General features: G+C 70.3%; 21 protein-coding genes. 10 read left to right on the plus strand and 11 right to left on the minus strand.

Annotated features, from left to right (window positions below; all coding sequences use genetic code 11):
* Nucleotides 1-37 precede the first annotated feature (37 nt).
* Nucleotides 38-232 carry a hypothetical protein gene (locus tag ACFXGJ_RS13805; RefSeq protein ID WP_378424555.1) on the minus strand — a complete coding sequence of 65 codons (195 nt, stop codon included), beginning with the start codon at nucleotides 230-232 and terminating at the stop codon, nucleotides 38-40.
* Nucleotides 233-292: 60 nt separating this feature from the next.
* Here ACFXGJ_RS13805 and ACFXGJ_RS13810 point away from each other — a divergent pair, with 60 nt between their 5' ends.
* The 4 genes from ACFXGJ_RS13810 (at nucleotide 293) to ACFXGJ_RS13825 (ending at nucleotide 5,588) form a co-directional block, all read left to right on the plus strand.
* Nucleotides 293-2,605: a helicase-associated domain-containing protein gene (locus ACFXGJ_RS13810; protein ID WP_378620536.1), complete on the plus strand. Its 2,313-nt coding sequence runs from the start codon at nucleotides 293-295 to the stop codon at nucleotides 2,603-2,605.
* A gap of 107 nt (nucleotides 2,606-2,712) precedes the next feature.
* On the plus strand, nucleotides 2,713-2,835 hold the full coding sequence (locus ACFXGJ_RS13815) for a hypothetical protein (protein ID WP_378620539.1): 123 nt from the start codon (nucleotides 2,713-2,715) through the stop codon (nucleotides 2,833-2,835).
* 412 nt (nucleotides 2,836-3,247) lie between these two features.
* A complete protein-coding gene (locus ACFXGJ_RS13820; RefSeq protein ID WP_378620543.1) occupies nucleotides 3,248-4,906 on the plus strand; it encodes a DNA repair helicase XPB in 1,659 nt (552 codons plus the stop codon).
* Nucleotides 4,907-4,916: 10 nt separating this feature from the next.
* On the plus strand, nucleotides 4,917-5,588 hold the full coding sequence (locus ACFXGJ_RS13825; RefSeq protein WP_378620545.1) for a DUF3239 domain-containing protein: 672 nt from the start codon (nucleotides 4,917-4,919) through the stop codon (nucleotides 5,586-5,588).
* Here the strand turns inward: ACFXGJ_RS13825 and ACFXGJ_RS13830 are convergent.
* Both ACFXGJ_RS13830 and ACFXGJ_RS13835 read right to left on the minus strand, forming a co-directional pair.
* A complete protein-coding gene (locus ACFXGJ_RS13830; RefSeq protein ID WP_378620548.1) occupies nucleotides 5,585-6,154 on the minus strand; it encodes a GNAT family N-acetyltransferase in 570 nt (189 codons plus the stop codon). The genes ACFXGJ_RS13825 and ACFXGJ_RS13830 overlap by 4 nt on opposite strands.
* Nucleotides 6,155-6,163: 9 nt before the next feature.
* Nucleotides 6,164-7,153, minus strand: coding sequence for an LLM class F420-dependent oxidoreductase (locus ACFXGJ_RS13835; protein ID WP_378620551.1), 990 nt, complete (start codon nucleotides 7,151-7,153; stop codon nucleotides 6,164-6,166).
* A 55-nt stretch (nucleotides 7,154-7,208) separates the two neighbouring features.
* Here ACFXGJ_RS13835 and ACFXGJ_RS13840 point away from each other — a divergent pair, with 55 nt between their 5' ends.
* Nucleotides 7,209-8,165, plus strand: coding sequence for a sigma-70 family RNA polymerase sigma factor (locus ACFXGJ_RS13840; RefSeq protein WP_378620554.1), 957 nt, complete (start codon nucleotides 7,209-7,211; stop codon nucleotides 8,163-8,165).
* Here the strand turns inward: ACFXGJ_RS13840 and ACFXGJ_RS13845 are convergent.
* Entirely contained in the window at nucleotides 8,095-8,694 is a 600-nt protein-coding gene (locus ACFXGJ_RS13845; protein ID WP_378620557.1) for a carboxymuconolactone decarboxylase family protein, read from the minus strand. The two genes, ACFXGJ_RS13840 and ACFXGJ_RS13845, sit on opposite strands and share 71 nt — an antisense overlap.
* 125 nt (nucleotides 8,695-8,819) lie before the next feature.
* Between ACFXGJ_RS13845 and ACFXGJ_RS13850 the strand changes: the two genes are divergently transcribed.
* Nucleotides 8,820-10,001 carry a pyridoxal phosphate-dependent aminotransferase gene (locus tag ACFXGJ_RS13850; protein WP_378620559.1) on the plus strand — a complete coding sequence of 394 codons (1,182 nt, stop codon included), beginning with the start codon at nucleotides 8,820-8,822 and terminating at the stop codon, nucleotides 9,999-10,001.
* A complete protein-coding gene (locus ACFXGJ_RS13855) occupies nucleotides 9,998-11,017 on the plus strand; it encodes an AraC family transcriptional regulator (protein WP_378620562.1) in 1,020 nt (339 codons plus the stop codon). Before ACFXGJ_RS13850 ends, ACFXGJ_RS13855 begins: the two co-directional genes overlap by 4 nt.
* A gap of 16 nt (nucleotides 11,018-11,033) precedes the next feature.
* On the opposite strand, the gene ACFXGJ_RS13860 is transcribed toward ACFXGJ_RS13855, so the two are convergent.
* The 3 genes from ACFXGJ_RS13860 to ACFXGJ_RS13870 all read right to left on the minus strand — a co-directional run bounded on the left by ACFXGJ_RS13860 (nucleotide 11,034) and on the right by ACFXGJ_RS13870 (nucleotide 13,594).
* Nucleotides 11,034-11,459, minus strand: coding sequence for a VOC family protein (locus ACFXGJ_RS13860; protein WP_378620565.1), 426 nt, complete (start codon nucleotides 11,457-11,459; stop codon nucleotides 11,034-11,036).
* Nucleotides 11,460-11,563: 104 nt separating this feature from the next.
* Nucleotides 11,564-12,607, minus strand: coding sequence for a zinc-binding dehydrogenase (locus ACFXGJ_RS13865; RefSeq protein ID WP_378620568.1), 1,044 nt, complete (start codon nucleotides 12,605-12,607; stop codon nucleotides 11,564-11,566).
* A 24-nt stretch (nucleotides 12,608-12,631) separates the two neighbouring features.
* A complete protein-coding gene (locus ACFXGJ_RS13870) occupies nucleotides 12,632-13,594 on the minus strand; it encodes a LysR family transcriptional regulator (RefSeq protein ID WP_378620570.1) in 963 nt (320 codons plus the stop codon).
* A 70-nt stretch (nucleotides 13,595-13,664) separates the two neighbouring features.
* Between ACFXGJ_RS13870 and ACFXGJ_RS13875 the strand changes: the two genes are divergently transcribed.
* Both ACFXGJ_RS13875 and sigJ read left to right on the plus strand, forming a co-directional pair.
* Nucleotides 13,665-14,630, plus strand: coding sequence for a 4-hydroxy-tetrahydrodipicolinate synthase family protein (locus tag ACFXGJ_RS13875; RefSeq protein WP_378620573.1), 966 nt, complete (start codon nucleotides 13,665-13,667; stop codon nucleotides 14,628-14,630).
* Nucleotides 14,631-14,656: 26 nt separating this feature from the next.
* On the plus strand, nucleotides 14,657-15,535 hold the full coding sequence (gene sigJ, locus ACFXGJ_RS13880; RefSeq protein WP_378620576.1) for an RNA polymerase sigma factor SigJ: 879 nt from the start codon (nucleotides 14,657-14,659) through the stop codon (nucleotides 15,533-15,535).
* Here sigJ and ACFXGJ_RS13885 read toward each other — a convergent pair.
* The 3 genes from ACFXGJ_RS13885 to ACFXGJ_RS13895 form a co-directional block, all read right to left on the minus strand.
* Complete coding sequence (locus tag ACFXGJ_RS13885) at nucleotides 15,529-17,001, minus strand: MFS transporter (RefSeq protein WP_378620579.1); 1,473 nt, start codon at nucleotides 16,999-17,001, stop codon at nucleotides 15,529-15,531. The genes sigJ and ACFXGJ_RS13885 overlap by 7 nt on opposite strands.
* 58 nt (nucleotides 17,002-17,059) lie before the next feature.
* Nucleotides 17,060-17,488, minus strand: a complete 429-nt coding sequence (locus tag ACFXGJ_RS13890; RefSeq protein ID WP_378424521.1) for a CBS domain-containing protein — start codon at nucleotides 17,486-17,488, stop codon at nucleotides 17,060-17,062.
* Nucleotides 17,489-17,578: 90 nt separating this feature from the next.
* Nucleotides 17,579-20,809: an arabinosyltransferase domain-containing protein gene (locus tag ACFXGJ_RS13895; RefSeq protein ID WP_378620582.1), complete on the minus strand. Its 3,231-nt coding sequence runs from the start codon at nucleotides 20,807-20,809 to the stop codon at nucleotides 17,579-17,581.
* A gap of 81 nt (nucleotides 20,810-20,890) precedes the next feature.
* On the opposite strand from ACFXGJ_RS13895, the gene ACFXGJ_RS13900 reads away from it, so the two are divergent.
* Nucleotides 20,891-21,568, plus strand: a complete 678-nt coding sequence (locus ACFXGJ_RS13900) for an alpha-ketoglutarate-dependent dioxygenase AlkB (RefSeq protein ID WP_378620585.1) — start codon at nucleotides 20,891-20,893, stop codon at nucleotides 21,566-21,568.
* On the opposite strand, the gene ACFXGJ_RS13905 is transcribed toward ACFXGJ_RS13900, so the two are convergent.
* Nucleotides 21,534-22,634, minus strand: a complete 1,101-nt coding sequence (locus ACFXGJ_RS13905; protein WP_378620588.1) for a 3-deoxy-7-phosphoheptulonate synthase — start codon at nucleotides 22,632-22,634, stop codon at nucleotides 21,534-21,536. The two genes, ACFXGJ_RS13900 and ACFXGJ_RS13905, sit on opposite strands and share 35 nt — an antisense overlap.
* Nucleotides 22,635-22,913 lie beyond the last annotated feature (279 nt).

Genomic DNA, 22,913 nt, shown 5'->3' on the forward strand with positions numbered 1-22,913 from the left:
CCTCGAAGGTGCGGGGCCTTTCTCGTATCCCCGGCCGTCAGCGGTTGATGACGGTGTGCGGGTGTGCGTACGGCAGTTCCGACACGGGGCGAGGGAACTCGGTGTCCTCCCCGAACGGGGACAGCCCACCGGAGCGCGACGACGACAGCTCCGTGACGGCGTGGTCGCCGTCCTGGATCTCCGCCGCCGGCCAGCCTGGATCTACATATCGCTTGCTCGAATTGTTAGCCACGAGGCCATTTTGACACCGAGGCCGCGCCCGGACCACCCCAGGTATCTAATCTGATAGGCGATGACCGACACCGAAGGCGCTACCCCGGCCGCCGACACACCCGACGGCACCGCCGCGGCGACAGAGAGCCTGGCAGTCTGGCTGGCCGCGCGGAGCGATGCCGAGCTGGCGGAGCTGCTTCGACTGCGCCCGGACCTGGCGGTCCCGCCGCCCGCGAACCAGTCGGTGCTCGCCGCCCGCGCCGAGCAGCGCGCCTCGGTCCTCCGCGCCGCCGACGATCTCAACGTCCTCGAGCTGACGCTGCTCGGCCTGCTCGCACTCGAACGGGCCGCCGAGGCCGGCGTGCGCCGCGAACAGCTGACCGACGCCCTCGCTGGCCGGGCACCCGTCCGCACGGTGGACAGGGCCCTCGACGTGCTGCGCGCGCGGGCGCTGGTCTGGGGCACCCGGACGCTCCGCGTGGCGGTCGCTGCGGCAGGCGCGGTGACCTGGCGCATCGACCAGCCGGGCGACATCATGTCTGCGGACGAGATCGCCGCAGCGCTCGACACCCTGACCGACGCCGAACGCCGCCTGCTCGGCACCCTGGCGACCAGCTCACCGATCGGCCGCACCCGGGACGCCGCGCCCGGCACCCCGCCCGACCGGCCCGTCCAGCGACTGCTGGCGCTCGGCCTGCTGCACTGGATCGACGAGCAGACCGTCGAGCTGCCGTACCAGGTGGGCCAGGCCCTGCGCGGCGAAACGGTCACCGATCCGAGCGCGCTGACGCCGCCGCCGATCCGCGCGAAGAAGCACAAGATCGCCGACGTCAACGCGGCCGCGGCGGGTGAGGCGTTGGAACTCGTCCGGCACTGCGAGGACCTGATCGCGGCGCTCGGCGACCAACCCGCCCCGACCCTCAAGGCGGGCGGGCTGGGCATACGAGAGACTCGCAGGCTGGCGAAGGCCGCGGGCATCGACGAAGCCCGGGTGAGCCTGCTGGCCGAGCTGCTCGGGGCGGCCGGGCTGATCTCGAGCGGCGCACCCGACCCGCTACCGACCCCGGACACCGGCGACGACTACTGGGCGCCGACGGTCGCGGCGGACGCCTGGCTGAACTCGAGCACGGCGCAACGGTGGCAGGCGATCGCGCAGGCCTGGCTCGAGATGCCGCGCCGCCCCTGGTCGGTCGGGCTGCGCGACGTCAACGACAAGCCGATCGCCGCGCTGTCCGAGGAGGTCCGCGCGTCCGGCGCACCGCGCGATCGCCGGTTCGTGCTGGAGCTGCTCGCCGAGCTCGGTACCGGCCAGGGTGCGACCGTCGCCGAGATGGCCGCGGCGGTGGCCTGGCGGCGTCCCCGGTGGTCGGCGCGGCTCGGCGCGGGCGCGGTCGAGCACACCCTCGCGGAGGCGACCGCGGTCGGGCTGGTCGGCCGCGGCGCCGTGACCTCCCCCGGTCGCAGCCTGCTGCACGGCGCGCCGCCCGAATCGGTGCTGGCGGAGATGACCGCGGCGCTGCCCGCCCCGATCGACTACGTGCTGGTTCAGGCCGACCTGACGGTCGTCGCGCCGGGACCACTCGTGCCCGACCTGCAGGAGCAGATCACGCTGGTCGCGGACGTCGAGTCCGCGGGCGCGGCCACGATGTACCGGATCGGCGAGTCGAGCGTGCGGCGGGCCCTGGACGCCGGCCTGAGCGCGGCGGAACTGCAGGCGCTGTTCGCGAACCACTCGAGGACCCCGGTGCCGCAGGCCCTGACCTACCTGATCGACGACGTCGCACGGCGGCACGGCCGATTGCGCGCCGGCATCGCCTCGTCGTTCGTTCGGTGCGAGGACCCGGCCCTGCTCGCCGAGGTGCTCTCCTCCCCCGTTGCCGAGCCGTTGGCCCTGCGCGCACTCGCCCCGACCGTCGCGATCTCCCAGGCGTCTCTGGCCGAGGTGCTCGAGCAGCTGCGCGCGGCAGGCTTCGCACCGGCCGGCGAGGATTCCTCGGGCTCGATCGTCGACCTGCGACCGCGCGGGGCGCGGGTCTCGCGTCGACGACAGCGACTGGTGCGCACTCCGTCGGCGCCGAGCGACGAGCAGCTGGCCAGCCTGGTGCGTGCGCTGCGGGCCGGCGAGCGGGCGGCGGCGGTTCCGCGCGGCGAGGGCGTCCGGTCCGACGGCAGCCGGGCCAGCAGCGCGGCGACCATCGCGCTGCTGCAGCTGGCGGCCCGCGTCAAGCGAAGCGTGCGGATCGGCTACGTCGACGCGCAGGGCGTCGCGTCGGAGCGGATCGTGGACCCGGTCAGCGTCGGAGGCGGTCAGCTCGACGCGTTCGACCCCGCGGCCGGGGCGGTCCGGCGGTTCACCCTGCATCGGGTGACCAGCGTCGCACTCGTCGACTGACCCGAGAATTCTCGGCGAAACAATGCGCCTGCCAGCGCGACTGGCATTTTCTCCCGAATGACGTATGGTCGTGGCCAGTGATTGCCACTTCGAATTCAGGAGCGACAATGGCAGACAAGAAACCGGGCAAGAGCCTGAAGAAACCCGCACAGTCGTTGAAGGAAAGGCGTGCGGAAAAAAGGGATCGGGCGGTGGAATCCGGCGAGTTGATCCGCAAGCGGAAGCACTGATCCGCGACGCAACCAAACCCCCCAGCGCACCCACGCACCGGGGAAGACCCCCGCCCTCACGAACGGGGCGACAGTCGCCGATCCCCGATCACCACCCCGCGAGAAGACACCTCTCCACGAAACGGACTCGAGCGAATCCGAGGCGAATTCGGGCGGGTCCGGGAAATAAAAGTCGCGACCACCGAAGGTGCCGGTGCAGTGGACACGGAAAAACCTGACCACGTCTCGGCAAAACAAGAAGAAATGGAGGGATTTCCCGATTTCTCGGGGAATCCTTCCATTTCGGCGGTCAGGGCCGACCGAGCCGCGGGCGCGGCCGCGGCACGGCACCGCCAGGGCCGGCGTCCTCGGCCACGACCACTCCCGCCAGAAGTGTGGACAATGGAGTGGTTGTCATCGCTAGGAGGCGCACGTGACCGATGGACCGCTGATCGTCCAGTCCGACAAGACCCTGCTGCTCGAGGTCGACCACGAACTGGCCGGTCAGGCGCGACAGGCCATCGCGCCGTTCGCCGAACTCGAGCGCGCCCCGGAGCACGTGCACACCTACCGGGTGACCCCGCTGGCGCTGTGGAACGCGCGCGCCGCCGGTCACGACGCCGAGCAGGTGGTCGACGCGCTGGTCACCTACTCCCGGTTCGCGGTCCCGCAGCCGCTGCTGGTGGACATCGTCGACACCATGGCCCGCTACGGCCGGCTGCAGTTGGTGAAGAACCCCGCGCACGGCCTGACGCTGGTCAGCCTGGACCGCGCGGTGCTCACCGAGGTGATGCGGCACAAGAAGATCGCGCCCATGCTCGGCGCGAAGGTGGACGAGGACACGGTGATCGTGCACCCGTCCGAGCGAGGCCACCTCAAGCAGATGCTGCTCAAGATCGGCTGGCCCGCCGAGGACCTCGCCGGCTACGTGGACGGCGAGGCGCACCCGATCGACCTCGCCTTCGAGGAGGGCCACTGGGAGCTGCGCGACTACCAGGAGATGGCCGCCGACTCGTTCTGGGCGGGCGGCTCCGGCGTGGTGGTGCTGCCCTGCGGGGCGGGCAAGACGATGGTCGGCGCGGCGGCGATGGCCAAGGCCAAGGCGACGACGCTGATCCTGGTCACCAACACCGTCGCGGGCCGGCAGTGGAAGCGCGAACTGATCGCGCGGACCTCGCTGACCGAGGACGAGATCGGCGAGTACTCGGGCGAGCGCAAGGAGATTCGCCCGGTGACGATCGCGACGTACCAGGTGATCACCCGCCGCACCAAGGGCGAGTACAAGCACCTGGAACTGTTCGACTCGCGCGACTGGGGTCTGGTGATCTACGACGAGGTGCACCTGCTGCCCGCGCCGGTGTTCCGGATGACCGCCGACCTGCAGTCGCGGCGCCGGCTCGGCCTGACCGCGACGCTGGTCCGGGAGGACGGCCGGGAGGGCGACGTCTTCTCCTTGATCGGACCCAAGCGGTACGACGCGCCGTGGAAGGACATCGAGGCGCAGGGCTGGATCGCCCCGGCCGACTGCATCGAGGTGCGGGTGACGCTGACCGACGCCGAGCGGATGGCGTACGCGACGGCGGAGCCGGAGGAGCGCTACAAGCTGTGCTCGACCGCGCACACCAAGATCGCGGTGGTGAAGTCGATCCTGGACCGCCATCCGAACTCCCCCACGCTGGTGATCGGCGCCTACCTGGACCAGCTCGAGGAGCTCGGCGAGGCGCTGAACGCCCCCGTCATCCAGGGTTCGACGAGGAACAAGGAACGCGAGGCCCTGTTCGACGCGTTCCGTCGCGGCGAGATCCAGACGCTGGTGGTGAGCAAGGTCGCGAACTTCTCCATCGACCTGCCCGAGGCCTCGGTCGCGGTTCAGGTGTCGGGCACGTTCGGTTCCCGGCAGGAGGAGGCCCAGCGGCTCGGCCGGCTGCTGCGCCCCAAACACGACGGCGGGCAGGCGCACTTCTACTCCGTGGTCGCGCGCGACACCCTCGATGCCGAGTACGCCGCGCACCGGCAGCGTTTCCTCGCCGAGCAGGGGTACGCGTACCGGATCACCGACGCGGACGACCTGCTCGGCCCGGCGATCGGGTAGGAATAGGACCGTGCGCCGCTTCGAGTTCCCCGTAGACCATTCCCACGCCAAGTCCGTCAACGAGACCCTCGGCGACGTCCGTCGGCTGCGGTGGTCGTCCGTCATCACCGGACTGCTCTTCGCGGCGCTGGCGGTGTGGCTGTTCACGCTGGCGCACCCGTGGTCGTACGTCGTGGGCGTGGTGGTCGCCGTGATCGCGCTGACCACGCTCTGGATGGCGTACTGGGCTCCCCGCAAGGTCGGCTCGATCGAGGAGCTGTACGCCAAGGGCGAGCTGGTGCCCGCCGTCGTGGCGGTGCCCCGGCCCCGCGGCGCGACGCTGCTGGCCCTGGTGAACACCGCGAAGCCGTCCGCGGACCGACCCCACTACGCCCTGGTGACCCGCAACATCCGCACCCTGCCGGGGCACTCGCTCACCCACGTCGGCGAGCGCGTGCCGTCGATCTCCGTGCTCTCCGACCGGAGCAACAAGTCCACCTCGGACACCTGGCAGATGGTCAGCCCGATGCCGATCGCGTGGGGTACCCGCGACCCGAAGGTGATCCGGCGGGCGACCGAGCAGATCAGCGGCGCGGAGTGGAAGCTGCTGGCCAAGTCGATTCCGCTGGCCGAGGACGTGCCGCGCGCCGAGAACCAGCAGATCCCGATCGCCGCGGCCGACCTGCCCGACAATCTGCGCTAGTCGATCGCGGGCCAGCCGTCGGCGGGCTCGCGCGGATCCGCGTAGAGCAGCCCCGCCACCCACTCGTCACGCCTGCGCCCGCGCTGCACCCCACCCGCGCGGCGGATCCCCTCGAACAGGAAGCCGGCTCGACGCGCGACCACTGCCGAGTCGGTGTTGCCCACGAAGGCGCGCCATTCGATTCGCTCGAGCGCCAGCCCGTCCGGTTCGAACCCGAAATCGCACACCAGGTTCACCGCCGCACCCATCAGCCCTCGCCCGCGGACGGCGGGGTCGAGCCAGAATCCCAGCTCGGCGGCGGAGACGTCGGCCGCACCGAGCCCGATCATCCCGACCACGTGACCGCGAGGGGTGTGCCGCAACGCCCAGATCGGGCTGCGATCGGCCCATCCGACCGGCACCACGGTCGTCACGAACCGCTCGGCGTCCTCGAGTCCGTAGGGCTTCGGGAGGGTGGTCCACTCCCCGATCTCCTCGTCCCGACAGCATCGGGTGATCGACTCGACGTCGTCGACGGTCGGCGGCGTCAGCCACAGACCCTCGCTCGACAGCTCTCGTATCAACATCACACCCTCCTATCCGGCGAGCGCGGGGATCACCTCACGCTCGAACAGTTCGATCCCGGTGCTGTCGTAGGCGGCCTCCGGGAAGTAGCAGATCGCGTAGCCGAGGCCCTGCTCGCGCAGCCCGCCGAGGTTCTCGACGATCTGCTCGGGAGTGCCCACGGCCGGCATGCCGCGGAAGGCGACCATCGAGGCCTCGGCGAGTTCCTCGCCCGCGTATCGCGCGATCCGGTCCCTGGTCTGGCGGAGCCGGGCCTCGACGTCGGCCTCGGTGACACCGATCGCAACGTTGAAGTTGGCCGTGCGCACGATCGCGTCGAAGTCGGTGCCGACCGAATCGCAGTGCTCACGCAGCAGTTCGGACTTGCGCGCGAACACCTCCGGGGTGCCGTCGAAGTTGGTGTACTGCGCGTACTTGGCTGCGATCTTCAGCGTGACCTTCTCGCCGCCCCCGGCAATCCAGATCGGAATACCGTTCTTCTGCAACGGCTTCGGTTGCACGATCGCGCCGTCCACCTGGTAGTGCCTGCCGTCGAGGGTGGCCGAGCCGGTGCTCCAGGCCTGGCGCATGATCTGCACGCCCTCGTCGAGGCGGGCCAGCCGCTCACCCGCAGGCGGGAAGCCGTACCCGTAGGCGCGCCACTCCTGCTCGTACCAGCCGGCTCCGATGCCCATCTCGATCCGGCCACCCGAGATCAGGTCCGCGGTGGCGGCGACCTTCGCGAGATACGCGGGGTTGCGGTAACTCACGGCCGTGCACATCTGACCGAGCCGGATCGTCGAGGTGACCGCGCCCAGCGCCGACATCAGCGACCAGGCCTCGTGGGTGGCCTCCTCGGTCGGGACGGGGACGGTGTGGAAGTGGTCGTACACCCACACCGACTCCCACGGCCCCCGCTCGGCGCCCAGTGTCACGCCCTTCATCACGCTCCACTGGTCGGCAGGGTCGATGCCCGCCAGATCCAGTCGCCAGCCCTGCGGCACGAACATTCCGAATCGCATGGTCCGACCCTACCGAGGGGTGCCACCTCACCGCCCGCTGTAGCAGGATCGAGCTATGCCGGTCACCGCCCTCGTCGAGGACTTCGAATCGCACCGCAGGCACCTCCTGTCGGTCGGATACCGGCTGACCGGGAGCGTGGCCGACGCGGAGGACGCGGTCCAGGAGGCGTGGCTGCGACTGAGCGAGACCGACGCCGACGCCATCCGGGACCTGCGCGGCTGGCTGACCACCGTGGTCGGACGCATCTGTCTCGACCACCTGCGGAGCGCCGCGGTCAGACGGGAAAGCTATGTGGGACAGTGGCTTCCGGAACCGATCGTGACACCGCTCGGGGCGCCTCCTGCCGCCGACCCGCTCGACGAGGTGGTCCGCAGCGAGGACGCCCGCCTCGCGGCCATGGTCGTGCTCGACACCCTCGGCCCGGACCAGCGCACCGCGTTCGTCCTGCACGACGGGTTCGGGATCCCCTTCGACGAGATCGCCTCGGTGCTGGGCACCTCCGTCGCGAGCAGCCGCCAGCTCGCCTCCCGCGCCCGCCGCGCCGTCGCGGGAGCGGATGCTCCGGCGCCGGACCCCGGCCACGCCGAGGCCGTCGGCCGGCTGATGGCGGCGATGTCGGCCGGTGACCTCCAGGCCGTACTCGACGCGCTGCACCCCGACGCGCTGGTGATCGGCGACGCCAACGGGACGACCCGCACCGCGGTCAACGTCATCCACGGTGCCGACAAGTTCGCCCGGTTCTTCCTCGGACTGATGAATCGCTACGGACCGCAGGCGCTGCTGGGCGCCGAACCGGTGCTGGTCAACGGACAGCTCGGCATCTTCACCCGTGGATTCCCCGGGGACGCGACGCATCCCGGCTTCCCGTCGCGGGTCGGCGGGTTCGCCGTCCGCGACGGGCAGGTCTGGGCCGCCTACGACATCGCCAACCCGGACAAACTCACCGGCGTCCGGCTTCCCGACCTGCCTCTGCCCGATCAGCCCACGGCACCCGGCACGCGTCCGAGCTGAATCCCTGGTCCACGATGCCGAGCGCCGAGTTCATCCGGGACCGCTGGTTCTCCAGTGAGATCTGGTAGGTCAGCTCCACCACGCCAGCCTTGCCGAATCGGCGCTCGAGATCGGCGACCTGTTCGTCGGTGACCTCGACCGGGTTTGCCGTCATCGCATCGGCGTAGGCAATCGCGGCGCGCTCGTCCTCGCTGTAGAGCGGGGAGGTGTCGTACTCACCGATGTGCTGCAACCGGTCCACGTCGAGGCCGTCCAGCCGCATCAGCATCGCGCCGAAGTCGACACACCAGGAGCAGCCGACCTTCCAGGCGACCCGGTACACCGCGATGTCGCGGACATTGCCGGGCAGCACGGTGGACGCCTTCTGCACGGCCATCTCGTGCCCGGACGAGGCCAGGAGGAGTTTGCGGTGGTGGGCGAGCACGGCGAGCGGCTCCGGCACCGCGCCGAACTGGCGTCCGGCGAATCGGTAGACGAGCCGGGTCAGCGGGCCGGCCTCGTTCGGTGCGAGCGGGGCAATTCGAGTCATGACGCTCTCCTGTTCGCGAATGTGGCGACCTCGTGTGGTGTCGCCTGTTCCTTGGACGAGACAGCTCCTACGAACGTGACGGCGGGCATTTCCCCGGCCCGGTGCACGCCCCCTAAGCTGTGACAATGCCCTCAGCACGCCATTCGCGGACGGTGACTCGCCTGCAGCCCTTCGGCTCCACGATCTTCGCGGAGATGACGGCCCTGGCAACGTCGACGGGCGCGATCAACCTCGGGCAGGGGTTCCCGGACACCGACGGCCCGCGCGCCATGCTCGACGTCGCCCGCGCCGCGATCGCCGACGGACTCAACCAGTACCCGCCCGGGCCGGGCATGCCGGTGCTGCGGGAGGCGATCGCCGCGGACCGGGCGGCACGCTACGGCCTCGCGCACGACCCGGACACCGAGGTGCTCGTCACCGTCGGCGCGACCGAGGCGATCAGCGCGACCCTGCTCGGGCTGGTCGAACCCGGGCAGGAGGTGGTGCTGATCGAGCCGTACTACGACTCCTACGCGGCCGCCGTGGCGCTGGCGGGCGGCGTGCGCCGCACGGTGCCGCTCGTTGCGGACGGCGACGGTTTCGCGCTGGACCTCGATGCGCTGCGCGCGGCGGTCGGTCCGGACACCCGGATGCTGGTGGTCAACACTCCGCACAACCCGACCGGCACCGTGCTGACCGACGACGAACTGGCGGCCGTGGCGGATCTCGCGATCGCGCACGACCTGCTGGTGCTCAGCGACGAGGTGTACGAGCACCTGGTGTTCGACGGGCGCCGTCACACGCCGCTGGCCTCCTTGCCGGGCATGGCCGAGCGCACGATCACCGTCTCGAGCGCGGCGAAGACCTTCGCCGTCACCGGATGGAAGACCGGCTGGGTGTGCGGGCCGGCGGAGCTGGTCGATGCGGTGCGCACCGCCAAGCAGTTCATGTCGTTCGTCGCGGGCGGGCCGTTCCAGCCGGCGGTCGCGTACGCCCTGCGTCACGAGCAGGACTGGGTGGTCGCGCTGCGGGAGTCGTTGCAGCGCAAGCGTGATGTGCTCTCCGCTGCGCTCACCGAGGCCGGATTCGGGGTGCGATCGAGCGGCGGAACCTACTTCGTGTGCGCCGACATCACCCCGTTCGGCACGACCGACGGGCTGACGTTCTGCCGGTCCCTACCGGAACGGGTGGGCGTGGCGGCGGTCCCGGTCAGCGTGTTCGCCGACCACAAGGAGCCGTGGAATCACATGGTGCGCTTCGCCTTCTGCAAACGCGACGAGGTGCTGGCGGAGGCGGCCGAGCGACTGCACGGCCTCTCGGGGTCATGAGCACCCGCACCGTCCCTGCGGACTTCGTCCGGCGGGCCGCCGAGATAGCCGAGGACGGCGGGTTCGACATGGCGTTCCCCCTGGACGCGGCCGGGGTGTCCGTCGCGGTGCTGCGCGACCAGTCGGCGCGCATCACGCCGGACCAGTTGACCCGATTCACCCAGGCCGCATGGCAGCTCACCGACGACGAGCTGTTCGGACTCAGCGCGGCGCCGGTTCCGCGCGGGTCGTTCAAGCTGGTGTGCCTGTCGCTCATCCACTGCCCCGACCTGGGTAGCGCGCTCGAGCGGATGGCCGACGTGACCCGGGCGCTGCCCGGAATGCCGCCGCTGCGCCTGGAGACGGGCGAGTCCACCACCCGGCTCCTGGTGCAGATGCCGACCCGGCCGCGCACGCTCTCGCCCGCGACGGCACGGGCGGCGGACCGGCTGCTCACCGACTTCGTGCTGATGCTGATGCACCGGTTCGCGGCCTGGCTCGTCGGCAGGCGGGTCAAGCTGGTCGCGATGGAACTCCCCTATCCGGCACCGGATTCGGAGCTCGCGAAGAGCTACGACGCCATCTTCGGCGTGCCGATCACCTTCGGGGCCGAGGTCGCCGCGATCGAGTTCGACAACTCGCTGCTGCGGGCGCCGGTCATCCAGACCGAGGAGACGCTACTCGAGTACCTTCGGGAGTCGCCGAACCTGCTCTTCTCCGAACGCGACTACGACAGCAGCGCGGCGGCGCAGGTGCGCAAGGTGCTCGAGGCCGGGGTCAGGGGCCGCACGTCCACCGCGGACGACATCGCCGAGATGCTCTCGATCAGCGTGCCGCACATGCGCCGGCTGCTCCGGCAGGAGGGCACCTCGCTGAACCAGCTTCGCGAGGAGGTGCTCCGGGACGCGGCGATCTCCGGCCTCGCGCGCGGCGAGTCCGTGGACGACCTGTCCGGTCGGCTCGGGTTCTCCGAACCGAGCGCGTTCCGCCGCGCGTTCAAACGCTGGACCGGTGAGACGCCGGGCGCGTACCGGTGACCCCGAGCGGTTCGCGTCAGCTGACGCAGAACTCGTTGCCCTCGGGATCGGCCATGGTGATCCACGAGAACGGTCCCTGCTGCCCGTGGTGCAGCACGGTCGCGCCGCGCGCGACGAGCCCGTCCGCGACGGCCTGCTTGTCCTCACCCACCCGCACGTCCAGGTGCAGCCGATTCTTGACCGACTTCGCCTCCGGGACGAGCTGGAAGAGCACTCGCGGGCGGTCCGGGTGCTCGGGGTCGCCGATCGCAGCTCCGACCTTCCAGACCAGGACGCCGTCGTAGACCTCGGTGTCCTCCTCGCGCGCGTGCCCGGCCGCGACGACGCCCCGGATGAAGTCCTCGTCGCTCGGCTCGACCGCCCACCCGAGGGTCTGGGCCCACCACTTGGCCTGGTCGTGCGGCCGTGCGGAGTCGACGGTCACCTGAAATTCGTAGCCCATGCCAGGACCGTACTGCGGGCCACCGACACGGGCCGCGAATCAGGGTTCGTCGCTCGGGTTTCGACGTCGCTCGGGGTTCGACGCCGCTCAGGGTTTGACGCCGCTCAGGGTCTGACGAGGATGCGGATCGGGTTGCCCTCGTGTTTCTCGAGTTTCTCGATGCCCACCAGCACGTCCTCGAGCGAGACGATCTCGCTGATCGAGCGCGAGACGTCGAGCCGCCCGCGCGAGATCAGTTCGGCGAGAGTCTCGATGTCGGCATTCTGGTAGCCGAGATGACCCTTGACCTGCTTCTTCGACAGCCCGAACGCGGTGGTGGTGCCGAGGCTTGCCTCCTGGTCGCTCAGGCCGACCTGAATCAGCCGACCGCCGACCCCGAGGCAGTCCAGGGCCTGGGAGAACGTCACCGCGAACCCGGCCGCATCGAACGCGACGTCGAGCATGCGTCCGTCGGTGGCCTCGGCGACCTTCTTCCTCAGGTCGGGGTCTCGGGTGTCGAAGGCGTAGTCGGCGCCGAGTTCGAGGGCCCGCTCGAGCACTGCCGGGTTGATGTCGAACGCGAGGATCGGGACCGCACCGACCAGTCGCGCGAGTTGCACGATGTGGGTGCCGATGCCGCCGACACCCCACACCCCGACGACCTCGCCGACCGTGACCTCCCCGGTGTGCACCACCGCACCGTAGGGGGTGGACACGGCGTCCGCGAGAATCGCGGCCTGCTCGAGGGGCACGTTGTCGGGGACCCTGGTGAGCCCGCCCGCCTGCGCGACGGTGTACTCGGCCCACGCCCCGTCGTAGGCGAAGGCCATCAGCTGGATGTTGAGACAGTGGGTGAGGTCTCCGCGCCGACAGTTGCGGCACGTCATGTCCGGCCTTCCCGCTGCCGGGATCACCCGGTCGCCCACCTGCCAGCCGGTGACTCCCGCCCCGAGTTCGGCGATGGTGCCGGATGATTCGTGGCCCTGGGTGACTACCGGCAGCATCGCCGGGAAGGTCCCGTTGATCAGGCTGAGGTCGGAGTGACAGATCCCGCAGTAGGCCACCTCGACCAGGACCTCCCCCGGACCGGGCCTGGGTATCGGAACGTCCTCCACCACAGTCTTCTTGGTGTCGGCATGGAATCGTGCAGCACGCATAGTCTCAGCCACGTCGGCTCCTCTCCTCGGCCCACGCTACGCCCGAACATGGTGCCCGGCCGCGCGATGCAGCTGCGCGCTCACCGCGGCGAAGGCCGGCTGGGACCGGCTGCCGTGCCGGTAGGCGATCCGGGTTCGTCTGCCGATCGGCAGGGCGGTGAGCACCACCCCGGCCGGGACGTCGGTGGCCCCGAGTTGGGGAACGAGCGCCACGCCGGCTCCCGCGGCGACGAGCCGCAGCACCGTCGCGAAGTCGTCGATCCGGTGGGCCACGCGCGGTTCGAAGCCCTGGGACTGACAGGTGCGCACCGTCATGATGTGGCAGAGAGTTCCGGGATTGCCGACAATCCAACGACTTTCGGAGTGGTTGCGGATCACCGCACTGTCGGGCCGGTCGGTCGCGGTGTTTGATCTACACTCCGCAGGCTCCGCGTCGGTGTCGGATCGCCACTGCGCCGGCTGCGCGCCAGCCGACGAGGCGAGATACACCACCTCGTCGAGCAGTGGTTCGAGTTCGATGCCCGGACCCGTGATCGAGGGGACGTTGTCGTATTCGTGAACCAGCGCGATGTCCAACTGCCCTCCGCGCAGGAGGTTCGGCACCTCGGCGGGATCGACCTCGGTCACCGCCAGCTCCAGGCCCCGTTCCACACGACCGATTTCCAGCATGGCCGGCAGCACAAGGGTCCGCAGGGCGGTGGGGAATGCCCCCAGGCGAACCGATCCCGACAGGCTCGTCTCACTCGCGGCCAGCGCGGCCTCGGCTCGTTCCAGGTCGGCAAGCACCACCTCGGCGTGCTCGACGAGCACCGCCCCGGCCGGCGTGAGACTCACCCCACGTCCCGTGCGCGTCAACAGCGGCCGCCCGGCCTCGCGCTCGAGTGCCGCGATCTGTTGCGACACCGCAGAGGGCGTGTACGAGAGCGCCTCCGCGACCGCCGCAATGGTGCCCCGATGGGCGAGTTCACGCAGAAGCCTGAGCTTGCGAGTGTCGAGCATCAGATCAGCTTACGGATAGCGTCACAATTGGTAACTGGATCTTGATTATCCGGCCGGTGAGACTCGATCCATGACATTCCATCCGGCAGGCATCTTCGTACCGCTCGTCACGCCCTTCACGGACAACGGCGATCTCGCGGCCACCGACCTGGAACGCCTCGCGCACACCGTGATCGAGGAGGGAGCAGCCGGAATCGTCGCGTTGGGGACGACCGCGGAACCCGCCGCGCTGAGCCGGCAGGAACGCCGAGACGTCTTGCAGATCTGTCGCAGAGTGTGCCGCGAACGCGACGTCCCCCTGATCGTCGGGGCAGGTTCCAACGACACCGCCGGCACGGTGCGTGCCGTCGAGGAACTCGGCGAGGAGGGCGACGTCGCTGGCGCGCTGGTGGTGGTCCCGTACTACACGCGCCCGTCCGAGGCCGGGGTGGTGGCGCACTTCGAGCACGTCGCCGACCGCAGTCCGGTCCCGCTGGTCCTGTACAACGTTCCGTATCGCACCGGCCGGCAGCTGGGCTGGGAGTCGATTCTGCGACTGTCGGAGCATCCGCAGATCGTCGGCGTCAAGCAGGCGGTCGGGTCGGTGGACACCGACACCGCACGACTGCTCGCCGAGACCGGGCGAACGGGTCGCTCCGCAGGCTCCGCTCCTGCCCAGCCCGGTCGCTCCGCAGGCTCCGCTCCTGCACAGTTCTCGGTTCTCGCGGGGGAGGACACGCTGGTCTCGCCGCTCCTGGCGATGGGCGCGGCGGGGGCGATCCTGGCGACCGCGAACGTCTACACGCGCGAGTTCGTCGAACTGTTCCATTCGTGGCGCAGCGGAAGCACCGCTCACGCGCGGGCCCTGGGCAACCGGCTCGTGGGTCCCGCCTGGGCGCTGATGTCGGAGCCCAACCCCACCGTCGTCAAGGCCGCGCTCCATGCCCGCGGCCGGATACCCACCGCGCACGTCCGGTTGCCCCTGCTGCCGGCGAGGTGTGTGGTTGAGGACGTGCCCCTGTCACATCGGCCGGGTTTCACCGGTCAACACCTATGACAGCAGGCGACGAAGGAATGTGACCGATGGACGAGAACGAATTCATGGCGCAACAGTTCGAGGCCCACCGCCCGCACCTGCGGGCGGTGGCATACCGGATGCTCGGCTCGGTCAGCGAGGCCGAGGACGCCGTGCAGGAATCCTGGATCCGGCTGGCGCGCTCCGACACGAGCGAGGTGGAGAACCTGGCCGGCTGGCTGACGACGGTGGTCGCGCGGGTGTGCCTGAACCTGCTGCAGTCGCGGCGTGCCCGACGGGAGAACCTGCTCGGCGTCCACCTGCCCGATCCCATCGTCGGGACGATCGAGGAAGTCGGGCCCGAACACGATGCGCTCCTTGCCGATTCGGTGGGACTGGCACTTCTCGTGGTGCTCGACACGCTGACGCCATCCGAGCGCCTTGCGTTCGTGCTGCACGACATGTTCGCGGTGCCGTTCGAGGACATCGCGCCGATCGTCGACCGCTCCCCGGCCGCCGCGCGGCAACTCGCCAGCCGCGCCCGGCGGCGACTGCAGGGGGCGCCGGTGCCGGACGCCGACGTGGCCCGCCAACGCGAGGTCGTCGACGCCTTCCTCGCCGCAGCACGGGGCGGCAGCTTCGAAGATCTGGTCGCGGTGCTCGACCCGGACGTGGTGCTCCGCGCGGACGTCGGGGCGGTGCCGATGGGTGCGTCGACGGAGGTGCGCGGCGCCGAACAGGTGGCTGCGCGGGCGCTCAACTTCGCCAGGCTGGCCAGGTTCGCCCATCCCGCCCTGGTCAACGGGACCGCGGGCGCGGTGGCGATCGCCGAGGGACAGGTCCTGTCGGTCCTCGGAGTGACGATCCGGGGCGGCCTGATCGTCGAGATCGACATCCTCGCCGACCGCGATCGGCTCGCCCGGCTGACCGTCGAGGACTTTCACTGAACGGGAGAACTTTCACTGAGCCCGGCGTCACTGTTCTCGCCATGGGCGTTGACGGTGCGCAGCCCGATCAGCGCGGCGACGAGCAGGAAGATGCTGCCCGCGAGCAGGGCCCGCTGAAATCCGGAGGTGAGCGCATCCGGGACCGCGGCACCGGACCCGATCAGCTGATTGGAGTACGACGTCGCGATCGCCGCGAATATCGCCAGACCGAGGGCGCTGCCGACCTGCTGCGCGGCGTTGAGCAGCGCGGCCGCCAGACCCGCCTTGTCCTCGGGCACACCGGCATTGGCCGCGGTGGTGACGGCGACGAACACCGCACCGAGACCGAACGACACGATCATCAGGCCGGGCAGCAGGTCGACGAGGTAGGAGCCGTCGACGGGGATACGGGACAGCAGGTACAGGCCGACGGCGGCGATCGACGCGCCCGCGACGATCACCGGACGGGTCCCGACCTTGCCTACGAGCTGCGACGAGATGCCCGCGGCCACACCGACTCCCAGACAGAGCGGAAGGTAGGCGGCGCCGGTCTGCATGGGCGAGTATCCGAGCACGGTCTGCATGTAGATGGTGAGGAAGAAGAACATCGCGATCAGGCCGGCGAAGGCGATCAGCCCCGTGACATTGGCCGCAGCCAGGCCCCGGATCCGGAAGATCGACAACGGCAGCAACGGATTTCGGCTGCGCTGCTCGTTGACCACGAACGCGGCGAGCAGCGCGAAGGCGCCGGCGAACTCGCCGACCGTGCGTGCGGTCCCCCAGCCCTGGTCGGGCGCCTTCACCAACGTGTAGACGAGCAGCAGCATCCCGCCGGTGACCAGGACCGCGCCGACGGCGTCGAAACGAGCCAGCCGCCCGCGACGCCGGTCGGCCGGGATCAGCGCGAAGACCGCGGGGAGAACGAGCACGCAGGCGACCGGGTTGACGAACAGCACCCACCGCCAGCCGGGTCCCTCGGTCAGGAGTCCGCCGAGGAACACCCCGATCGCCGACGCGAGGCCGCCGACGCCGCCCCAGACCCCGAGCGCGGTGCGCCGCTCGGGCCCCTCGACGAAGGTCGTCGTCAGGATCGACAGCGCGGCCGGGAGCATCAGCGCGGCACCGACGCCCTGCACCAGCCGGGCACCGATCAGCACGCCCCCGCTGCCGGCGAATCCGCCGACCAGCGAGGAGATCCCGATCAGCGCGGTGCCGGTGACCAGGACGCGGCGGCGGCCCAGCAGATCGGCGGCGCGCCCGCCGAGCAGCATGAATCCTCCGTAGGTGAGCAGGTAGGCGCTCGGCACCCACTGCAGTCCCTGCACGGAGAAGTACAGGTCGCGGCGGATGTCGGGCAGGGCGATGTTGACGATCGACGCGTCGACGAAGTCGAGGAAGGCGACAGCGCACAGCAGCGCGAGGGTGAGCTTGCCGAGGGCGGTCGAGAGCGACGGCCGGGTCGTGGGTTCGGTGGTCGAGGTGAACATGTCGGAGCCTTTCTGTCACCCCTCATGACAGATCCCGACCCGACTTTGTGACGGGGCCTCAGCTCCGGTCGATGTAGGCCTCGAGCTGATCGCGTTCGCTCTGCAGTTCGTCGATCCGACTCTTCACGACGTCACCGATGCTGACGATGCCGACGAGGTGTCCGTTCTCGAGGACGGGGAGATGCCGGATCCGACGGTCCGTCATGGTGGCGGCGAGGCTGTCCACGGTGTCGGTGGGCGCGCAGGTGAACACCGAACTCGTCATGATGTCGCCGACGGTGGCGTTGAGCAGTCCGGCGCCCCGTTCGTGGATCTGACGCACCACGTCCCGTTCCGTGACGATGCCGACCATGGCGTTGTCCCGGACCACGACGAGGGCGCCCACGTTGCGCCTGGCGAGTTCGCCGATCAGCGCGCTGACCGTGATCCCCGGATCGACCGTGACCACCGCGGGACCCTTGTTCTGCAACACATCCGCAATTCGCATCCGGATACTCCGATCCATCCGCAGCCTGCTACCGCTGTGTAGATCATAGGCAGGTCGAGGTGGGCACGCGACTACCGAACAGCGGTCCGCTCACCACGCGATGTTGATCGGTCCGGGGCTCCACACGCCGGAGCGTCGCACCGTCGTGGTGTCGAGCTGCGCCGGTTCGGCGTTCGGGTCGATGCGCGAGTACTTCTCGAGGCTGCCCCAGTCGCGGTCCCAGTCGCCGTCGAGGTAGGTCGGGAGGGTGCGCCCGGTCGCGGTCAGGTCGATCCACCCCAGGGGGCCGCCGCCGAAGTGGTCCTGCCACAGACTGGTCATCACTGCGGCCGGCCGGTCCGGGAGGATGCGGTACTCCGGGATCTCGGCGACGCCGAGACGATGGTTGAACGGCTGCTGGCACGGGAACTGCAGCGCCACCGACCAGTCGATCATCGTGGGCGTGTGCGAGCCGATCAGGTCGTCGAGGGTGCGGGTCTGCGGCACCCGTGGCGGGGTGACGGCCACCCACTGGTCGGGCCGGGCGTCGCTGTCGTCGACCACGATCCGCACGGCGTTCGCCTCCGCCGGGAGCAGATCGAGCGGCACTCGCAGGTTCCGCCACGATGGTGCGGGCCCGATGTCGATGGGCAGAGCACTGCCCAGCTTCCGCACCGCGCCGTCGGCGCCGCGGACGCCGTAGTCGAGTTCGACCCGAGACCCGGGGGTGGCAATGCCGTCGGCGTTGACCGAGTGCACGCGGCCCGCGACGGTGATCGAGATGAGGTCGCCGCCGTCGGGCAGTGCGTACCAGTCCGAGGTCAGGGACGCCGGACCGCCGGTGCCGTAGGTGCCCAGCACCGGAGTGGTCGCCGGGTCGAGACCGAACGGCAGCGCAACGCTGCTTCCGTTGATGCCGGACGCGCCCTGTCCGCCGGCCGTGCCGGCCGCATTGCTCGACTTGGCGTCCTCGTTGTCGAGGGAGGTCGCCATCCCTTCGGAGGCGGCCTTCTCGTCGGACGTCAGGTCGCGGGCCACCCCGTTCGGGGTGAATCCGACGTTCTGCGTGCCGAGCGCATTCGCCGGTGCTGCGGTCAGCGGCCGCAGCATGGAGGCATTGGGGTCGGTCTCGACGAGCACGTCGTGCGCCAAGCCGCAGGATTGACCGGCGAGGGCGCCGAAGTTCGACTTCGCCAGCGAGAACGCGGGGTACTGGGCGATCGCTCCCTTGGTCATCGAGAGCACGAAGAACACGACCATCAACCCGGCCGCGACCGCGAGCGGGGGAATCGACCACAGCCTGCCCGGCCGAACGGACCCGTCCTCGTGGGGCTCCCGGAAGAAGCACCACGCCGCGACGGCGAGCATCACCACGGTCAGGCCGAGCAGGATGGTGCCGGCGCCGAAACCGGCGACCATCACCGGCTTGTCCCACAACGGGACGCCCCAGGCCGACACGTACCACCAACTGTTGCTGCTGGTGAAGGCGAGCGCGAGGACGAAGAGCACGGCGGCGGCGAACAGCGCCCGGTTGCGGCGCGACCGCAGCACCAGCGGACCCACCGCGACGGCGGTCAGGACGGCGAGCGAACCGGCGAGGCCGGCGAACACCCCGAAGTGGTGTGTCCACTTGGTGGGCGTGAACATCATCAGCACCATCGCGGCGGCGGTGATGCCGATGATCCGGCGGGACGGGCCCGCTGCGGTGCCGGGGATCCGGCCCCCGCGGCGCAGCATCACCAGCAGGCTGGCGACGATCGAGAGCACCATCACGAACACCCCGAACCGGCGGGCCAGGGATCCGTCGGCGTTGATGTTGAACAGCCACTCGTAGCGCTTGTACTCCTCGAACCATGCATTCGTCGGCGGAATCGCGTGCACGCGTTGCATCTCGAGCACAGCGGCGAGGGTCTGGTCGGCGAACGCCGCAACCAGGATGACCGCACCCGCGGCGGCGATCGGCCCGAGGACGGCGAGGTAGCCGACGGTCTTGGCGCGGGCGGCAACGATCGCCAGAACCGGCCGGGCGCCGGCGATCAGCGCGCCGAAGCAGATGATCCCGGACGGACCGACGGTCACCGTGAGCGCCGCGACGAGCACGGCGACCGCGGCGGGGAGCCGGCGTCGGGTCGCGACGGCGCGCTCGACCGAGCACCACGTCAGCAGCACGCCGGCGGCGACGATCGGCTCGGGGCGCAGGCCGTTGTTGTAGGGCAGCCAGAAGGCGAGGAACACGAGGGCGCCGGTCCACAGCGCGATGCGGTTCCGGCGGACGGCGGCACCCAGGCGTGGGGCGACCTCGCGGCTGATCACCAGCCAGCACACGATCCCCGCGACCAGGGCCGGCAGGCGCACCCACGGACTGGCGGTCGACACCTGTGTCATCCACGCGAGCACGTCGTAGTACGGGGTGCCGAACGGTGCCTCGGGGACGCCGAACCAGCGGAAGTAGTTGGCCATGTAGCCGGACTCGAGCGACGACCTGGCCATCGTGAACTGGTAGCCGTCGTCCGAGGTGGTGGCGCCGATGAAGTGCCACAGCAGCAGGGTTCCGATCACCACCGCGTCGAGCGCGCCGAACTTCCACCAGCGCGCCGGCAGGAAACGGCGCGCGCGCCGGCCGTCGAGGGCGTCGATGCGGTGCAGTCCGACGAGCGCGACCACCGTCGCGAGGACCGCGACGAGCATGGCAACGAGCTTGATCGCGGACGGCGTGGAGGTGAACCGGGTGTCGAGGTCGGCGTTCACCTCGAGACCGGCGGGTGCCGCGCCGTGGAGTTCGGTGAACACGCCCACCATCTGCGGGCGGAAGTCGCCGTCGAGGGTGGCGGGGTCGGCTCCGGTGACGGTGGTCGTGGTCCGCTCGGGGTTCGACGTCACGGTCACCGTCCGCCCGGCGAGGTCGGCGACGGGGATCGACAGCAGGTGCTGGTCGCGCTGAACGATCTCGAACCGGGCGGAGCCGCCGTCGGCACCCGGTTCGACCCGGGCGACGAGCCCGTACCGCGCCGCGTCCGCCGAGCCCACCGGGGCGGTCGAGACCACGACACCGCCTGCGGGCGCGAGCGCCTGCACGGCCGCAGCGGGGATCGCCGCGGTCACTTCGAGCGGCGCGTACGACACCAGTGGTGCATCGACATTGGTGAGCGAGTCCGCCTGCGGCCACGCCAGTGTCGCGGTGTCCTGCTGCACGGGAAGGAACGGGACCGACACCGCGGCGAGGATCGCGAGCACCGAGGCGACGACGGCGACGACGCGGACCCGGGCGGCATCCCGACGGGAGGCCGGGACCGGGTCCGGGCGTTCGGATTGCGTTCGGTCGGCCACAGCACTGTCGGTCACGACGCTCGATGCTAGACGTCGCCGGCCGGGAACGGTTCCAGGCGGTCTACTACCGCCGAATCACCCAAAATGGACGAACAAATGTTCGATTGCCGGGGGTATGATGTGCGCGTGGACATCGCGGTGCAGGCGTCGCTGTTCGACGATCCGACCGGCGGCCCCCGACTGGGCCCGCTCGGCGCGAACGTCCGCCGCCGGGTCCTGGGCGACGGCGCCTGGGTCGACGTGCTCCCCGGTTGGCTCACCGGCTCCGAGCAGTTGTTCGCCGACCTCGCCGACACCGAACGGCCCGGCGCCGTGCCGTGGCGGGCCGAGCGCCGGCAGATGTACGACCGGGTGGTCGACGTGCCGCGACTGGTGAGCTTCTTCGACGAGGACGCGCCGCTGCCCGATCCGATGCTCACCGCGGCCCGCGACGCGCTGAGCGCGTACTACCTGCCCGAACTCGGCGAGCCGTTCACCACCGCGGGCCTGTGCTTCTACCGCACCGGCTCGGACAGCGTCGCCTGGCACGGCGACACCATCGGCCGCAGCCGCACCGAGGACACGATGGTCGCGATCGTGTCGCTCGGCGCAGCGAGGGCCCTCGCGCTGCGGCCCCGCGGCGGCGGGCCGACGATCCGGTACTCGCTCGGCCACGGCGACCTGCTGGTGATGGGCGGGTCCTGCCAGCGCACCTGGGAACACGCGGTGCCCAAGACCACCCGCCCGACCGGACCGCGGATCAGCGTGCAGTTCCGGACTCGCGGCGTGCGGTAGCGACCGCCTCCGCGAGCCGGTCCAACTGCGCCGCGGTGGTGTCCCAGTCCAGGCAGGCGTCGGTGATGGACTGGCCGTAGGTCAGCTCGTCCGCCTTGCCCAGGGTCAGGTCCTGCCGACCGGCCACCAGGAAGCTCTCGAGCATCACCCCGACGATGCCCTGCTCACCCGACGCGATCCGCGCCGACAGATCAGTGACCACGTCGACCTGACGCTGGTGGTCCTTCTGGCTGTTGCCGTGGCTGGCGTCGATCACGACACGCTCCGGCAGTCCCGACTTGCGCTGGCGCGCCAGGGTGTCCGCGACCGTCTCGGCGTCGTAGTTCGGCCCGCCGCTGCTGCCGCGCAGGATGACGTGGCAGTCCGGGTTGCCGGCGGTGCGGATCAACGCCGACCGGCCGTCGAGGTCGGTGCCGGGGAAGACGTGGCTGGCGCCGGCGGCACGGGTGCCGTCGACCGCCACCTGAATGTCGCCCTCGGTGGAGTTCTTGATCCCGACCGGCATGGACAGCGCGCTGCACAGCTGCCGGTGCACCTGGCTCGCCGCGGTGCGGGCGCCGATCGAGCCGTAGCTGACCAGGTCCGCGATGTACTGCGGGGTGATCGGGTCGAGGAACTCGCAGCCGACCGGAAGTCCGAGCGCGGAGATGTCGAGGAGCAGCTTGCGGCCCATCCGCAGGCCGGTGTTGATGTCGAAGCTGCCGTCCAGGTGCGGGTCGTTGACCAGGCCCTTCCACCCGAGGGTGGTGCGCGGCTTCTCGAAGTACACCCGCATCACCACGTGCAGGTTCTCCCGGTGCTCGGCCGCCTTGACCGCGAGCCGACGGGCGTAGTCGAGCGCGGCCTCGGTGTCGTGCACCGAGCACGGACCGACGACGACCATCAGCCGGTCGTCGCGACCGGCCAGGATGTCGACCGCACCGTCGCGTCCGGCGCGGACGGTCTCGGCCACCGCGGGGCCGACGGCGTGCTCGCGACGCAGCTCGGCGGGCGCGACCAGCGGCGAGATCGAGAGGGTCCGCTGATCGTCGAGGCCGAGGGCATCGGTGTCGAGTGTGAGAGTCATGGGTGTCCTGTTCGTTAGGCCGACCCAGGAGAATGCGTGCACACCCGCGAGCCGGTCGATTCCGGCTCGGGTGGAAGAAGTCAGCGCGTGGTAACGCCGACCGACCCACCCGGGGCCGGCCTGCTAAACCAGAAATACGCGCGCTGCACGTCGGCCACTGTAGCAGCGATACCGGGACCACATGTGAACGGACACCGTAGTTGGCAAATTGACAACGCAGTTGGCACAGCGGTCACGCTAGTTGGCAATTTGACAGGTAGTTGGCACAGCGCAGGTCGA

The sequence above is a fragment of the Rhodococcus sp. NPDC059234 genome, from assembly GCF_042754225.1.
GTDB lineage: Bacteria > Actinomycetota > Actinomycetes > Mycobacteriales > Mycobacteriaceae > Rhodococcus_G.

Excerpts from the sequence above, each read along its gene's own strand:
- ACFXGJ_RS13810 (WP_378620536.1), top strand. The coding sequence starts at position 293 with ATGACCGACACCGAAGGCGCTACCCCGGCCGCCGACACACCCGACGGC.
- ACFXGJ_RS13815 (WP_378620539.1), top strand. The coding sequence starts at position 2,713 with ATGGCAGACAAGAAACCGGGCAAGAGCCTGAAGAAACCCGCACAGTCG.
- ACFXGJ_RS13830 (WP_378620548.1), bottom strand. The coding sequence starts at position 6,154 with ATGTTGATACGAGAGCTGTCGAGCGAGGGTCTGTGGCTGACGCCGCCG.
- ACFXGJ_RS13835 (WP_378620551.1), bottom strand. The coding sequence starts at position 7,153 with ATGCGATTCGGAATGTTCGTGCCGCAGGGCTGGCGACTGGATCTGGCG.
- ACFXGJ_RS13840 (WP_378620554.1), top strand. The coding sequence starts at position 7,209 with ATGCCGGTCACCGCCCTCGTCGAGGACTTCGAATCGCACCGCAGGCAC.
- ACFXGJ_RS13845 (WP_378620557.1), bottom strand. The coding sequence starts at position 8,694 with ATGACTCGAATTGCCCCGCTCGCACCGAACGAGGCCGGCCCGCTGACC.
- ACFXGJ_RS13850 (WP_378620559.1), top strand. The coding sequence starts at position 8,820 with ATGCCCTCAGCACGCCATTCGCGGACGGTGACTCGCCTGCAGCCCTTC.
- ACFXGJ_RS13855 (WP_378620562.1), top strand. The coding sequence starts at position 9,998 with ATGAGCACCCGCACCGTCCCTGCGGACTTCGTCCGGCGGGCCGCCGAG.
- ACFXGJ_RS13860 (WP_378620565.1), bottom strand. The coding sequence starts at position 11,459 with ATGGGCTACGAATTTCAGGTGACCGTCGACTCCGCACGGCCGCACGAC.
- ACFXGJ_RS13870 (WP_378620570.1), bottom strand. The coding sequence starts at position 13,594 with ATGCTCGACACTCGCAAGCTCAGGCTTCTGCGTGAACTCGCCCATCGG.
- ACFXGJ_RS13875 (WP_378620573.1), top strand. The coding sequence starts at position 13,665 with ATGACATTCCATCCGGCAGGCATCTTCGTACCGCTCGTCACGCCCTTC.
- sigJ (WP_378620576.1), top strand. The coding sequence starts at position 14,657 with ATGGACGAGAACGAATTCATGGCGCAACAGTTCGAGGCCCACCGCCCG.
- ACFXGJ_RS13885 (WP_378620579.1), bottom strand. The coding sequence starts at position 17,001 with ATGTTCACCTCGACCACCGAACCCACGACCCGGCCGTCGCTCTCGACC.
- ACFXGJ_RS13890 (WP_378424521.1), bottom strand. The coding sequence starts at position 17,488 with ATGCGAATTGCGGATGTGTTGCAGAACAAGGGTCCCGCGGTGGTCACG.
- ACFXGJ_RS13900 (WP_378620585.1), top strand. The coding sequence starts at position 20,891 with ATGTTCGATTGCCGGGGGTATGATGTGCGCGTGGACATCGCGGTGCAG.
- ACFXGJ_RS13905 (WP_378620588.1), bottom strand. The coding sequence starts at position 22,634 with ATGACTCTCACACTCGACACCGATGCCCTCGGCCTCGACGATCAGCGG.